Here is a 15,756-nt window from a genome sequence, read left to right as displayed (position 1 = left end):
AACAATTAATAAAAAAAATCAATTTGTATATTTGCAACCTCAAAAAACAAATCATGCTTTTAACAATAGATGTTGGGAATTTAAGAATTAAAGTTGCTGTATTTGAACACAATAAGCAACTCGACTTTTATGTTTTTGAAATTGAAAAGGCATTAAAAAATTTTCAAAATATTTTTGAAAAACATTCAAATCTTGAAAAAATCATACTTTCTTCGGTAGGAAAACTTGATATGGAAGTATTAAATTTCATCAAAAAAAGTTTCAACACGGAGATTATTAATCATGACTCGAAATTTCCATTTACTAATTTGTATACCACTCCTAAAACTCTAGGAATAGATCGAATGGTTTTAGCAGCTGGAGCTTCACTCCTATATCCCAATAAAAACAAATTAGTAATTGACGCAGGAACTTGTATTACTTACGATTTTGTAGATGATAAAAACAATTATTTAGGTGGAGCAATTTCTCCAGGAATAAAAATACGCTATCTTAGTTTAAACAATTATACTGCAAATTTACCGTTGTTAGACAAAAAAGAGGTCGCCTTTTTTATTGGCGACTCAACAGAAAATGCTATTCATAGCGGAATAATTAATGGGGTTTGTCATGAAATTGACGGGTTTATTTCCCAATATTCTCTTAAAAATCAAGATTTAACAATAATTTTAACAGGAGGCGATGCAGATTTTTTGGCTAAAAGATTAAAAAGCACCATATTTGCCAATTCAAATTTCTTATTAGAAAGTTTGAACTTATTATCACTATACATACATCAAAAATGATTAAAAAACTTATAGTATTTGCTAGTATTTTTGTTTCCATAACTACTTGGGGTCAAGACAACACCGCGTCACCTTATTCTTATTATGGATTAGGGGAAGTAAAATTCAAAGGAACACAAGATACTAGATCGATGGGAGGATTAGCAATAACTGGAGATAGTATTCAGTTAAGTTTAATGAATCCAGCTTCTTATTCTAAATTAAAACTTACAACTTTTGCGGTTGGAGCAACAAATTCATCAGCAAAATTTAGCACTGACACAGAAAAAGAAAAAGCACAAAGAACTAGTTTTGATTATTTAGCAATTGGACTACCTTTAGGAAAATTTGGAGTAGCATTTGGCTTAATGCCTTATTCTGCTGTTGGATATAAAAACGAAAGTACTATTGTAGATACAGACGACACAAGATATTTTAAATCCCAAGGAAATGGCTACATCAATAAAGTTTTCTTTGGAACTTCTTATGCTTTTAATGAAAAATTTAGTTTTGGAATTGATATAAATTATCACTTTGGAGACATTACTAATGAATTTACAGAAAGAATCCTAGAACCTAATTTTTCTCAATATTTAACTAGAGAAAGAAATATTACTCAACTAAATGGTATTTCATACAATTTAGGAATACTATACAATACTAAAATCAATAGCAAACTAACTTTTCACTCAAGCTTAACCTATAGCCCAGAAAGCAAATTAAGCACTGACAACTCAAGAAACATCGCCACTGTTATATACACTACATCTGGAACAGAATTATCTAGTGATGATGTAGACATAACCGTTCCAAACAAAGATTTAATTATTCCAAGTAAACTAAGTTTAGGCTTAGGTTTAGGCGAAAACAAAAAATGGTTAATTGGTTCTGAAATTACTTTTACTCAAAATAAAAATTTAGTAAATAGATTTTCTGACAACACAAATGTTTCATTTGAAAACGCTACTAGGTTTGCACTAGGCGGATACTATATTCCAAAGTATGATTCATTTTCAAGTTACCTTGAAAGAATTGTTTACAGAGCTGGCTTTAAATACGAAAATACAGGTTTAATATTAAATAATGAGAGCATTAAAGACTATGGCATGAATTTTGGTCTAGGAATACCACTAGGCTTTTCAAAAGTTGACTTAGGCTTTGAATTTGGAAAAAGAGGAACAACAACGAACAACCTAATTGAAGAAAACTATTTTAACATAAGCATTGGGTTAAACCTAAGCGCAAAATGGTTTGAAAGAAGAAAAATTGATTAATAATTATTTATAAGCAGAAAAATGAAAACAAAATTAACTTTGCTATTTATAGCCGCGGCTAGTTTTTTTGTTCAAGCTCAAAACACAGAGGCTTGTACTGAAACATTAAGTTTAATGGCAACTTCAGTTAAATCCAAAGATGCGTCAGCTTACGACCATTTAACAACTTTAAGAAAAGACTGCCCTTCTTTTCACAAAAGCATCTACTCGCAAGGTGAATTTGCGATTAAATTGAAAATTGAAAAAGCGGCTAATCCTGCGGAAAAAGAAAAATACGTTCGTGATTTATTAAAATTATACGATGAACATGACCAGTATTTCCCTAACAATGGAGCTGGAAACAAAATGAAAAAAGGACTGGCTTTATTTGAAAATAAAGTTGGAACATCGGATGAAGTTTTTCAATTATTAGATGTTGCTTTTAAAACAGATTATGCAAACTTTAAATATGCAAAGGCAATCTATGTGTATTTTGAAATCTTAGTAAACAACCATAAAGCAAACAAAGGAATTGAATTACAACAAGTATTTGATAAATATGATGATTTGACTAAGAAATTAGATGAAGAGGAAGAAGAATTGTCTAATGAAAAAGATGTTTTATTAAATAAAGAAGAAACTGGTCAAGCATTAACTGATAAGGAAAACGCTAGAAAAGCTAGACTTGAAAACAACTTAGATATTTTTGAAAACGTAAGAAACGATATGGATAACGTTATTTTAGAATTATCTACTTGCACAAAATTAATTCCTTTCTATCAAAAAGGTTTTGAACAAAACAAAACTAACGAAGAATGGTTAAAAAGAGCAACTAATCGTTTAGAAGCTAAGGAGTGTGATTCTGACCCATTGTTCTCTAAAATGTCTGAAGCGCTTTATAAACTAAACCCAAGTGCTGAAGCTGCAGAAAAATTAGGCGTTGTTGAGTATCAAAGAAAGAACATGACAAAAGCTATGGAATATTTTAACCAAGCTGCTAATTTACACACAGATAATACTAAAAAAGCTAATATTTATTATAAGATAGCAAGTTTATATAGCAAATCTAACAAGGTACAATCTCGTAACTACGCAAGAAAAGCGCTTCAAGTAAAACCATCATATGGTAAAGCTTACTTATTAATTGCTTCATTATATGGAAGTAGCATAAACGAATGTGGAAACGATCAATTTGAAAAAAGAGCAATGTATTGGTTAGCTGCTCAATATTGTAATAAAGCGGCGGCTGTTGATTCAACTATTAAAGCCAAAGCAAACAATGATGCTGCAAAATATAGAGCTGCTGCACCTTCAAAAACAGAAATTTTTCAATCTGGAAAAGCAGGACAAAGAATTGCATTTAACTGTTGGGTTGGAGAAAGTATTGTAGTTCCTAACTTATAAGATGAAATTCTTTAGTAAAAATACAATTTTAAACATGGTCACGATTTTCATCGTGACTATGTTTTTTTCATGCGAAAGCGACATCAAAAAAGTTCAACAACTTAATGAAACAAACTTTTTGCCAACGGGTGAAGCAGACACTATCAATCTAAAATATACTGATTCAGGACAAATTAAATCTATTTTAAAGAGTCCGAAAATGCTTGATTATAGCAGCATACTTAATCCTTTTACAGAATTCCCAAAAGGAATACACGTTACCCTTTTTGACAACAAAGGAAACACCACAACTATTGTTTCAGATTATGCCATTTCTTATAAAAAAACAAGTATTATTGACCTACAAGGCAATGTTACGATAAGCTCTCAAAACGGCAAAAAACTAGAAACCTCACAATTGTATTTTGACCAAAAAAACGAATGGTTTTTTACCGAAAAACAATTTAAATATACCGACGAAAATGGCGGTTATTTAGAAGGCCCTGGAGTTGATTTTAGCAAAGACTTCAAAATCTTCAACATGCAACAAAGTAGTGGAGAAGTAAACACATCCGACAAATAATTGTTTTGCATTTTCCTTTTTATTACATTTGAAAAAATTAATACATCATGTCTTATTTAAAATTTATTCAATATATCTATTTAATTTTTTCAGGTTTCTTTTTATATGATGCTTTTAAAAAATACCAAGAAGGCAAAGAACTTAATGACATACTCTTAAGTATTGTAATTGCTGCTGTTGCCCTTGGAATGTTTTTCTTTAGAAGACATTTTCACAACAAATACCAAAAAAAGTAAATCATAAATGGAATTGACCATTATTGTAATTTGTTTGTTGCTTTCGGCTTTCTTTTCAGGAATGGAAATTGCTTATGTTTCTTCTAATAAAGTATACTTATCTATAGAAAAAAGGCAGCAAAACTTTAATGCTTCAATTCTTAACAAACTTACCGAAAAACCTTCTCAATTTATTACCGCAATGCTTGTGGGTAATAACGCTGTTTTAGTAGTTTATGGTATTTACTCTGGAGATCTAATCATAAATTGGCTTGAAGGCTATTTTAATCTTACAGCATTTTTAGGCTTGTTGCTACAAACCTTAATTTCTACAGCAATTATATTAGTAACCGCTGAATTTCTTCCAAAAGTATTTTTCCAAATTTATGCAAATTCATTCATTAAATTTTTTGCAGTTCCAACCTATTTTTTTTACCAATTGTTTTTCTGGCCAACCAAATTTATTATTTGGATTTCAGATATTATTCTAAGAAAATTCTTTAAAACATCAGGAGATCAAATACAAGATTACTTCAGCAAAGTAGAATTAGGCAACTACATCACTGAACAAATGAACAATGTTTCTCAAGAGAATGAAATTGATTCTGAAATTCAAATTTTTCAAAATGCGCTTGAGTTTTCAAATTTAAAAGCGAGAGACATTATGACTCCCCGAACTGAAATAAGTGGCGTAGAAATTTTAGACTCAATAGCAGAGCTTAAAAACACTTTTATAAAAACAGGCTATTCAAAATTACTTATTTATCAGAACTCTATTGATGATATTTTGGGATATATTCATTCATTTGAATTATTTAATAAACCCAAAACAATTAAAAATATAATGATTCCTGTTGAATATATCCCAGAAACAATTTTTATTAAAGATGCGCTTGATTTACTTACAAAAAAAAGAAAAAGCATTGCTGTAGTTTTAGATGAATATGGCGGAACATCTGGCATTATCACTATAGAAGATATTATTGAACAACTTTTTGGAGAAATTGAAGACGAGCATGATTTGGAGGAAACTTTAATTGACGAAAAACTAGAAGAAAACACTTATTTATTTTCTGCTAGATTAGATGTAGAATTTCTTAATGAAAAATACAATTTACAAATTCCAGAATCTGATTCTTATTCAACATTAGGAGGGTTTGTCGTAAATTACACGAAAGAAATACCTTCAAATGAGGAAAAAATTAGGATTGAAAATTTTGAAATCATCATACATTCCGCAAGCAATAAAAAAATTGAATTGGTTCGTTTTTCTGTAAAAGAAGAAAAAAAATAAAAAAATAAAGCAAAATATGAGTTTACTATTTTATTATTAAATAGATAATTGTATTTTCGCCTTCTGAAAAAAATTAAACACAAATAAAAATGGCAGTTTTATCTAAAATTAGACAGCGTTCATTCTTCCTAATTATCATCATTGCATTAGCTTTGTTTTCATTTGTTTTGGCAGATGTTATTCAAAGTGGTACGTTTAGCGCAGGTGCTAACGATGTAGGATCTGTTAACGGAACCGATATTGAAGCACAACAATTTATGCAAAGTGTTGCAAATATTGAAAAACAAGGTCAAGGAACCAGCTCTACACAAGCCATGAATAGTGCTTGGGAACAAGAAGTTAGACGAATTATCCTTACAGAAGAATTTGATAAATTAGGATTAAAAGTTGGTAACGAACAATTAATCAACGTAATTAAACAAAATCCAAGTTTATCTCAAAATCCTCAATTTTTGAATGCTGTAGGTCAGTTTGACGAAAATAAATTTAAAGAATCTTTAAAAGGAATCAAAAACGCTCCTGACCAAACACAATGGTTACAATGGAAAGAATTTGAAAAAAATATTGAAATTTATGCTGTTGAACAAATGTATAACACGATGATTAAATCGGGTGTTTACACTACTAAAGCAGAAGGTAAATTTCAATACAAATTAGAAAATGATAAAGCAGATTTTGAGTATGTAACGGTACCTTTTTCAACTATCAATGACGACCAAGTGAAAGTTTCTGATGCCGAAATTATCGATTTCATGAAAAAATCACCAAAAAAATACAAATCAGACAATACAACTAACGTTGATTTTGTTTTAGTAGAAAACAAACCATCTAAAGAAGACGAACAAGCTATGTTGACTTCTATTGGTGATGTAAAAGTTAAATTTGATTCTGTTGCAAATGTTGGAGAATTTGTAAACGCAAATTCAGACATTAAATTTGACTCTACGTATGTTGCTAAAAAAGATTTACCAATTGAGCATCAAGAAGCATTGTTCAACTTACCTGTTGGTGCAGTTTATGGACCATATGTTGCTAACGGAAGCCAATGCATTTCTAGAATGATTGCTAGAAAAGGAAATTCAAGTGCAAAAGCTAGTCATATTTTATTAGCGTATAAAGGCGCTCCTCAATCAGCAGCAACTAGAACTAAAGAAGAAGCTCAAGCTTTAGCAAACAGCTTATTAGCACAAGCAAAAGCTAATCCAGGAAACTTTGCTATGTTAGCAATGACCAACTCTGATGATCCAGGATCAAAAAATAACGGTGGTGTATATGACAATATTACTCCTGGACAAATGGTACCAAAATTTAATGATTTTGTTTTTAACAACACGGTTGGAACAATGGGAGTTGTTGAAACTGATTATGGATTCCATGTAATTCAAGTATTAGATAAATATGAGGCTGTTTTAATGGGAACTGTAGCTCAAAAAATTCAACCTTCTGAAGCAACTATTGATGCTATTTACACAAAAGCAAGTAAGTTAGAAGCAGATGCTAATGAAAATTCTGATTTTGCTGCTTTGGCTAAAAAAGCAGGTTTAGAAGTAATTCCAGCAACTAACTTGAAAGGATTTGACGAATATGTTCAAGGTGTAGGTTCTCAAAGAGAAATTGTTAGATGGTCATTTAACGAAGATACAGAAATAGGTGATGTAAGACGTTTTGAAGTTCCTCAAGGATTTGTAATTGCAAAATTAAAAGATAAAAACACTAGTGGTTTATTACCAATTGATGTGGCAAAACAAACTGTTGAACCAATCTTAAAAAACCAGAAAAGAGCAGAAATTATCAAGAAAAAAATGAGTGGTGCTTCTTTAGAAGCAGTTGCTCAAAAGTCTGGCGCTACTGTTCAACCTGCTATTGGCGTTTCAATGAAATCACCAGTACTTCCAAATATTGGTAATGAACCAAAAGTTGTAGGTAAAGCATTTGGTTTAGCAGCTGGTAAAACTTCTGAAATTATTGAAGGTAATTCTGGAATGTTTATGGTAAGAGCTAAAGCAGTAACTAAAGCTCCAGAAGTTCCAAGTTATGCAACTTACATTACACAAGATAGAACACAAAATCAATCTTATGCAACTTCTAAAGCATACACTGCTTTAAAAGACAAAGCAGAAATTAAAGATAATAGAGCAAATTTCTAATATATCAATGTTCACACTAAAAAAAGAGACTGATTTCGCAATCAGTCTCTTTTTTTTATTTCATTTGTTTTATGGCGTAGGTTACAATTCCCCAAATAACCAATTCGTTTTCAGGTTCCATTTTTATGGGTTTATAGTTTGGATTTTCAGGCATTAAAAACACTTCCCCGTTTTCTTTTTTTATCCTTTTCACTGTAAATTCACCATCTATAAAACAAATTGCGACAGCATTATTTCGAGGTTCTAAACTTCTATCGATAACTAAAATATCGCCATCGTCAATACCCGCTCCTATCATAGAAGTTCCACTGGCCTTGGCATAAAATGTTGCTTCTTTATTTTTAATTAGCAAATGATCTAAACTTAGTTTCAACTCTTCAAAATCGGCAGCTGGCGATGGAAAACCTGCTTTAATTCCTTCTGAAATAAAAGAAATAGGAATTGGAGTATCTAAATTAGGAATGAAAAATGTTATTTTAGGTTTTACTTGCATCGCACTTCTAGTAATTCATTAAAGTTAGTAGTATATCGTTTTGATAAATAATTCTGTTTCATCTTCCAAGTACGTTTTAAATCTTGAGAGGCAAGCTTAATTTTACGTTCACCTACTTTCTCGTGATAAGCATCCATCACTTCCATTAGTTTTTGAAACTTTGGATTTTCATCATCAAATAAATGAAACTGTTTTTGATTGGCTGGGATGATTTCGGTAACAATTACACCTGCCTTTTTATAAATAGCTCCGTGCTCATATACTTCTTTCAGCATTTTTACCGCTAAATCACTAATCGAAAATACCGAATTACTTGGGAAAGCCAATGTTTGTAAACGATAAAAGCTATATTTTGCGCCATTTGCACGAAATCTATCTTTACTCAAATATAAAATTACACCATAACAGCAAGAATTTTGTTTTCGCAATTTTTCAGAACAAACACTTGCAAAAGTTACTACACGTTCCTTGAGCGCATCAAAGTCGGTGATGTCTTTTTCAAAACTACGCGTCACTGCAATATTTTTTTTGCTCTTTGGCTCCTCCATCTCCAAGACAGACTTGCCTTCTAATTCGTATTTTAAACGCATTCCTACCACTCCCATTTCTTTTCTAACAAACCATTCGTTGTGAGGTAAAATAAAGTCGTATGCGGTTAGAATTCCTTTCGCCTGCATTTTCTTCGTTAAACGAAAACCAATCCCCCAAACATCCTCAATTTTAGTCCATTTCAGAGCCTTAATTCGTTTCTCATCGGAATCGATTACATAAACACCTTGTGTGCGTTCATGAAATTTTTTAGCAATACGATTTGCTATTTTAGACAATGCTTTGGTAGGTGCCACTCCAATCCCTGTTGGAATACTTAACCATTTCATAATTCGCTTACGGATTTGCAAACCATACGCATGATAATCAGGAATATCTTGACCCGAAAAATTCAAAAAAGCTTCATCAATGCTATATACCTCAACATTAGGAGCAAAGTGTTCGAGCGTTTTCATAACGCGATGACTCAAATCACCATACAGTGCATAATTAGAAGAAAAGACATATATATTATGCTGTTTAATTAAGTCGCGAACTTTAAATTCAGGCGCACCCATGGGAATTCCTGCCATTTTAGCTTCATTACTGCGTGATATTATACAACCATCATTATTAGACAACACCACAACAGGTTTATCGTTTAAATGAGGCTGAAAAACACGTTCACACGAAACGTAAAAGTTATTACAATCGACTAAAGCATACATCTTGTAAAAATACTTTAACTTATACAAAAAGTGAATTGGTCAATTGTTAATGTTAATAAGTTATCGGATTAAAGAAAAATGAGCTTTAAAAATTTGTTTGTTAGTACTATTTTGAGGTAAATATTCCACGGTAAACCAATAATCAGTAGCTGGCAATTTTTCGCCATTATACATTCCATTCCAACCAGAACTTGCAGGAGACATTTGTTTTAAAAACTTACCATAGCGATCAAAAATAGAAATAACAGCATCTGGTTGATGGTTTAAATCCCAAATATTCCAATTTTCATTTACCCCATCATCATTTGGCGTGAAGTAATTTGGATAATTGATAATATAAATTGGTCCAATTCGTGTTGGGCTACATCCTCCTAAAATATCGTAAATATTTATATAATATTCAGCAGTAGGTAAATTTGAAAACACATTACTCGATTGATATTCCGTTACATTTCCATTAGGATAAACTAATTGATAAAGATAATCACCATATCCGCCCGTTAAATCAACTGTAATAAAAGTATTGTTTTCAAACGGAGTACTAACTGTAAAATCTGCAACAGCAGGTCCTGATTGCACTATAGTTACGGTTGTAGTATTGTAATTACAATTAGTACCAACATCTGGAGTCAATTTAATAAATTCAACGGTATAGACACCTGCTTGCGAAGCTGTATAATTGGGGCCGCTGCCCATTAAAGCTCCATTTAAATACCAATTCACAGTAAAAAAGATTGGATTTAGACCTGAACGCATTGTAAATGTTCTTAATACATCACCTGTTTGTGAATCTACACAAATAATTCCGCCAGCAATAGTAATATCTAGCAAAGGATGAACGGTAAAAGTAAATGAAATTTCATCATTACAATTTGGGTTTCCAACAGCTGAAGCATGTACATAATACGTATAAGTGCCTGGAGTGGTTATATTTAAATTTGTAATCAAATCGGCTGGATTTCCACCAGATTGAGAATAATAACCAATATTGAAAGCGGTTGTTGGTAACGTTGGCAAAACATAAGCCCCACATTCCTCGTTATCAAACACCAAACTCAGAGCAGACAAATTAGGTGTTTCAGAAACTATAACATCAAAACTATCTTCTTGCATACAGATAATTCTATCTCCATTTACTGCATACACATAAATAGTTGTAGTTGTATTTGGCGTATTGAAAACCGTTCCCGGCGGCACTGGATTTAACCCATTTGGGTCGTAAAAATAACCTATCGTATAGTTAAATGGTGTAGGAGCTACATGCGTTAATGCAGGTAACTGATAATTTTCAAATTCACAAACATTCACATTTGGATAATCTGGCAAATTAATTCCATTATAAGTAATTGTAAATGGAAGATTGATTTCGCAACCAGTAGAAGAATTAATATTATATAAATAGAACGTTTCCGTGTAATCAAATACATCCGAAGCAGAAACCAAGACTCCAGTACCCGAAGGGCCTCCTGTTTCAGTATAAACAGCTCCATTAACTGGTGCCGGAATTGAATATGGCAAACATTTAGTTTCACTTAGAACTCCATCAACAAGAGGGAACGGATTTAAAGTTATAGTAAAACTAGACTCATTAAAGCAACCATTTACATCCAAACCATTATAAATATAATAGGTTCCAGGTACTAAACGGACTCCTGTTAAATCAATAATATCTCCTGGATTCAATTGAGTTTGTCCTATAACTGTTGGTCCGCCAGATAATGTATAATACGTTCCATTCGTAAGAACTGGTAAAACAAACTCGCCACAATAAACATCACTTGTTATTGAATCTACAAGTGGTAACGAATGAATTGTGATATTGTAATTCAAATTAGAAGTACAATTGGGCTGCGTAGTAGTATTTGCATAATAATAAACTACTTGTGAAGATGTAATATTCAAAGCTGTAATTGGAGTACCTCCACCATTTGGCGCAGTAAAATAATCCCCAAACGGAACCGCTGGTAGCGAATAAACACCACAATCTGAAACCGATGTAAACACTGTTGTATCAACTAAGTCTACTTGAAATGGATTTTCTAAAGAACAATTACCTGGTATTCCCGCACTGGTAGTATGAGCTAACTGGTTATAAACATAGTAAGTTCCTGGGAAATTAGGGCCATTGACACTTATAACATCTCCCGCAAATAATGGAACTCCTGTACCACCCGATTGTGAGAAATAATTTCCATTTACCAAAGCAGGTAAAACATAACTATCACAAGTAACAACATCTGCAGGATCATCAATTAATGGTAATGGATGTATAAAAAATATAAATTGTTCATCTCTACAAAAAAGACCGTCAACTTCAGCGTAATAGTACAAGGTTTCTGTAAAACTAACTGCAGAAGTATTTACATATTCAGTTCCTGCAGGCACAACAACTCCAGTACCCATAGGACCACCCGGTTGTGTATAAAAATTCCCTATATTAAATGGTGATGAAGGCACTCTAAACGTTCCACAATGATCTAAATTAGGCTCATATTCATCTATAAAATAAGCATTAAAGGAACTTTCGTTTGTACATCCATTTACATCTGGACCTGCAAAAATATAGTACGTTCCGCTTGAATCGATAATATCTCCGGCGGTTAATTGCACTTGTCCAGGAGTTGTTGGTCCTCCCGGTAAAACATAATATGTTCCATTAACAATAGCCGGCAAAGTAAATTGACTACACTCTAAAGGATCTGGAATATCATCAACTATTGGCAACGGATTAACTGTAATTGTTACAGAAGTAACAGCAAAACAATTAGGATTTGAAACATCTTGCATGCGGATACCCACTGTTATTGTTGTGGTTCCATTAGGTATGGAAACTGAAGTTATTGGATTAGCTCCACTAGTAGCTTCAGCGATTGAATTATAATATGTGATACTATAATTACTTGCAGATTGTCCGTTTAAAACTTCACTATTTGTTGAAGCTACAAATGCATAGTTTGTAGTTAATTGACCCTCACAAACTGAAATTGGATTAGGCTGTGTTACTATCACAGGACTCGTTACTACTAAATCAAATGGATACACTGCATCACAAAAATTATTAGTAATAGTGTTAAATATTTTAACGTAGATAGTTTGACTTCCAGGACTTGGAAAAGTAGTTAAAGTTCCATTTGGAATTGGATTATTCGCTGTAATATCAGCAGGAGATTCATAATAAAACACATCATAAATCGTTGAATCTATCCCTAAAGCAACTTCATCGTTAGTAGTCAAATTGAAATTATAAGAAGCTGTACCAGTATTACAAGTCAGTAAATCCTGAGGATTATTCACTAATAAGTCTGTAAAAACAATAGTATCTGTAATCAAACAAGTTCCCTTAACAGCTTCAACTGAATACGTACCTGCATGAGTTACCGTATAAGCAGAATTTGTTTCACCAGGGATTGGACTGCCATTTTCGAACCAAGTATATGTAAATGTATTGTCTAAACTTGTATTTAATTGAACCGTATCCCCAGTACAAATAATCTGATCTGAGCCCAAATCCAATGTAGTTGTAAAACTTCCTGCTGCAATAAAAACAGCGGAATCAAAACCTGAATTTGCATAATCACCAATTGCTAATCGAATTCTATAAGGTGTATTTGGTACAACTGCAGAAGAGGCATTTATAACCACCGTTTGTCCTCGCATATTTAACGCCGAAGCAGGATTACCAACATTATATGTACCAAAAAAACTAGGATTTATAGAAGCACAATTATTATTTGGACTTAAAGGATCGTTATTACTACTATTCCTAATTGTAGTAACAGAAACAGGAGTACTTGACCCCGGAATAACAGCTAAATTATTTGAAACACCCGAAGACAAATCAGTTAATACAAAAGCGAAAACATCACTAAATTCACATTGATAAAAACCATATTCGTTTGAAGCAAATAAGAAATTAAAACTAAAACTATTTGAAAGTGGAATAAAGTCAAACTCTAAAAACTCTGCATTAACAATTGGGCTTGAACCACCGTTATTATTACTCAAATTTTGCAAAAAAGCATCGCCTGAATTGGTTACAGAACTACTCAAATTAAGACCAGTATAAGGACCTTGTGTAAAAGTAGCCACTCCATTTCTAATAATTATTCCTTCTGAAATAGGAAAAGATGAACCGTTCTGATTGAAATAGGCCACTGCTTGCGTAGATGAAACTAAAATATTAGAGACTTCAACACATGAATTTCCCAACAACAAATCAACTAATTGAGCAGGTGAATTTGTGGTGTTATCAACTGTTATAGCTTGTGAAAACAAACAATTTGAATATATAAAGGCGAATATTATTAGTAGGTATTTCAAGATTCGATTGGATTATAAATCATTGATATAAATGTAATAAAAAAAGATAAAAGCAGAATATTTTTAATTAAAAAAGTTTGAACATAATAAAATATTCAAACTTTTTTACAATATATTAACTATTTCTTAATCGTTCAGTTTCAAAACCGCCATAAATGCTTCTTGAGGAATTTCTACGTTTCCAACCTGACGCATACGTTTTTTACCTTTTTTCTGTTTTTCCAATAATTTACGTTTACGCGAAATATCTCCACCATAACATTTTGCAGTTACGTCTTTACGTAATGCTTTAATAGTTTCACGAGCAATTACTTTTGCACCAATAGCTGCTTGAATTGGAATATCAAACTGTTGTCTTGGGATTAATTCTTTTAATTTCTCACACATTTTTTTACCAATATGATAAGCATTACTTTCGTGAATTAACGCCGAAAGAGCATCAACAGGTTGTGCATTTAGCAAGACATCTAAACGAACTAATTTTGATTCACGCATTCCTATTGGGTGATAATCAAAAGAAGCATATCCTTTAGAAACTGTTTTTAAACGATCATAAAAATCAAACACAATTTCCGCTAACGGCATATCGAAATTTAATTCTACACGTTCTGTTGTTAAATACGTTTGATTGGTAATTAAACCACGTTTTTCAATACACAAACTCATAACATTACCAACAAAATCAGATTTTGTGATGATAGTTGCTTTGATATATGGTTCTTCTATTCTATCTAACTTTGATGGCTCAGGTAAATCAGAAGGATTATTTACAATTAAAATAGTATCCGGTTCTTTTTTAGTGTAGGCATGATACGAAACGTTAGGAACAGTAGTAATAACGGTCATATCAAACTCACGTTCTAAACGCTCTTGGATAATTTCCATGTGTAACATTCCTAAGAATCCACAACGGAAACCAAATCCTAATGCCGCCGAACTCTCCGCAGCAAACACTAAAGAAGCATCATTTAGCTGAAGTTTTTCCATTGAAGCGCGTAAATCTTCATAATCTTCTGTATCAACAGGGTAGATTCCGGCAAATACCATTGGTTTTACATCTTCAAAACCAGTAATCATATTGGTAGTTGGCGTTTTTGCATCTGTAATAGTATCCCCTACTTTTACCTCTTTTGCTTCTTTTATTCCAGAAACTAAATACCCAACATCCCCTGTAGAAATAACACTTTTCGGCACTTGATTTAATTTCAACGTACCTACTTCATCCGCAAAATACTCATTGCCAGTAGCCATGAATTTAATCTTTTGCCCTTTTCTAATTTCTCCATTAATAACACGGAAAATAACTTCTATTCCTCTAAACGGATTATAATGTGAATCAAAAATCAAAGCTTGTAATGGCTCATCTTTATCACCTTTAGGAGCAGGAATTTTTTCGATAATAGCTGCTAAAATATTTTCAACACCAAAACCTGTTTTACCAGAAGCGTGAATAATATCTTCTAATTTACAACCAAGCAAATCAATAATGTCATCACTAACTTCTTCTGGATTTGCACTAGGTAAATCAACTTTATTTAAAACAGGAATAATTTCCAAATCATTTTCTAAAGCCAAATACAAATTAGAAATTGTTTGTGCCTGAATACTCTGAGCCGCATCAACAATTAATAATGCCCCTTCACAAGCTGCAATTGAACGCGAAACTTCGTAAGAAAAATCCACGTGACCTGGAGTGTCAATTAAATTTAAAATATAATCTTCCCCTTTATAAGTGTACTCCATTTGGATTGCGTGACTTTTAATGGTAATACCACGTTCACGTTCCAAATCCATATTATCTAGTAATTGTGCTTTTTCTTCACGAGCTGTAACCGTTTGCGTAGCACCTAATAAACGATCCGCCAAAGTACTCTTACCATGGTCAATGTGCGCAATAATGCAAAAATTTCTTATTTTCTTCATCTTCTAATGCTATCAATTTCTGTGAAATACCAACGTATTTAATCTGCAAATATAATTGAAAGTTTTGACTTAAAAAGAACTAAAACATAAAGCGGAAAGCGGAAATCAAAAAAAGTAGTATTTTT

General features: G+C 32.2%; 11 protein-coding genes. 7 read left to right on the top strand and 4 right to left on the bottom strand.

Annotated features, from left to right (window positions below; translation table 11 throughout):
* The first annotated feature begins 53 nt into the window (after positions 1-53).
* From RSE15_RS09905 to RSE15_RS09875, 7 genes are all read left to right on the top strand, one after another.
* Complete coding sequence (locus RSE15_RS09905) at positions 54-785, top strand: type III pantothenate kinase (RefSeq protein ID WP_324068126.1); 732 nt, start codon at positions 54-56, stop codon at positions 783-785.
* Positions 782-2,038: a BamG family beta-barrel-assembly machinery protein gene (locus tag RSE15_RS09900; RefSeq protein WP_324068123.1), complete on the top strand. Its 1,257-nt coding sequence runs from the start codon at positions 782-784 to the stop codon at positions 2,036-2,038. Before RSE15_RS09905 ends, RSE15_RS09900 begins: the two co-directional genes overlap by 4 nt.
* 21 nt (positions 2,039-2,059) lie before the next feature.
* Positions 2,060-3,421: a tetratricopeptide repeat protein gene (locus RSE15_RS09895; RefSeq protein ID WP_324068122.1), complete on the top strand. Its 1,362-nt coding sequence runs from the start codon at positions 2,060-2,062 to the stop codon at positions 3,419-3,421.
* A 34-nt stretch (positions 3,422-3,455) separates the two neighbouring features.
* A complete protein-coding gene (gene lptC, locus RSE15_RS09890) occupies positions 3,456-3,983 on the top strand; it encodes an LPS export ABC transporter periplasmic protein LptC (protein ID WP_324068120.1) in 528 nt (175 codons plus the stop codon).
* A 47-nt stretch (positions 3,984-4,030) separates the two neighbouring features.
* Positions 4,031-4,219 (top strand): hypothetical protein, encoded by a 189-nt coding sequence (locus tag RSE15_RS09885; protein WP_324068118.1) that lies wholly within the window; start codon positions 4,031-4,033, stop codon positions 4,217-4,219.
* A 7-nt stretch (positions 4,220-4,226) separates the two neighbouring features.
* Positions 4,227-5,492, top strand: a complete 1,266-nt coding sequence (locus tag RSE15_RS09880; RefSeq protein WP_324068116.1) for a hemolysin family protein — start codon at positions 4,227-4,229, stop codon at positions 5,490-5,492.
* Positions 5,493-5,581: 89 nt separating this feature from the next.
* Complete coding sequence (locus RSE15_RS09875) at positions 5,582-7,639, top strand: peptidylprolyl isomerase (RefSeq protein WP_324068113.1); 2,058 nt, start codon at positions 5,582-5,584, stop codon at positions 7,637-7,639.
* 55 nt (positions 7,640-7,694) lie between these two features.
* On the opposite strand, the gene RSE15_RS09870 is transcribed toward RSE15_RS09875, so the two are convergent.
* From RSE15_RS09870 to lepA, 4 genes are all read right to left on the bottom strand, one after another.
* Positions 7,695-8,132, bottom strand: a complete 438-nt coding sequence (locus tag RSE15_RS09870; RefSeq protein WP_324068111.1) for a LexA family protein — start codon at positions 8,130-8,132, stop codon at positions 7,695-7,697.
* Positions 8,123-9,388: a Y-family DNA polymerase gene (locus RSE15_RS09865; protein WP_324068109.1), complete on the bottom strand. Its 1,266-nt coding sequence runs from the start codon at positions 9,386-9,388 to the stop codon at positions 8,123-8,125. The genes RSE15_RS09870 and RSE15_RS09865 overlap by 10 nt, the downstream gene beginning before the upstream one ends.
* 60 nt (positions 9,389-9,448) lie before the next feature.
* Positions 9,449-13,663 carry a T9SS type B sorting domain-containing protein gene (locus tag RSE15_RS09860; RefSeq protein ID WP_324068106.1) on the bottom strand — a complete coding sequence of 1,405 codons (4,215 nt, stop codon included), beginning with the start codon at positions 13,661-13,663 and terminating at the stop codon, positions 9,449-9,451.
* 171 nt (positions 13,664-13,834) lie between these two features.
* Positions 13,835-15,631, bottom strand: a complete 1,797-nt coding sequence (gene lepA, locus RSE15_RS09855; protein ID WP_324068104.1) for a translation elongation factor 4 — start codon at positions 15,629-15,631, stop codon at positions 13,835-13,837.
* Positions 15,632-15,756: the final 125 nt, after the last annotated feature.

It is taken from the genome of Flavobacterium sp., assembly GCF_035195345.1.
In the GTDB taxonomy this organism is placed as follows: domain Bacteria; phylum Bacteroidota; class Bacteroidia; order Flavobacteriales; family Flavobacteriaceae; genus Flavobacterium.
Note: the sequence above shows the minus strand (reverse complement) of the source record. Positions and strands in the feature narration are given on the sequence as shown.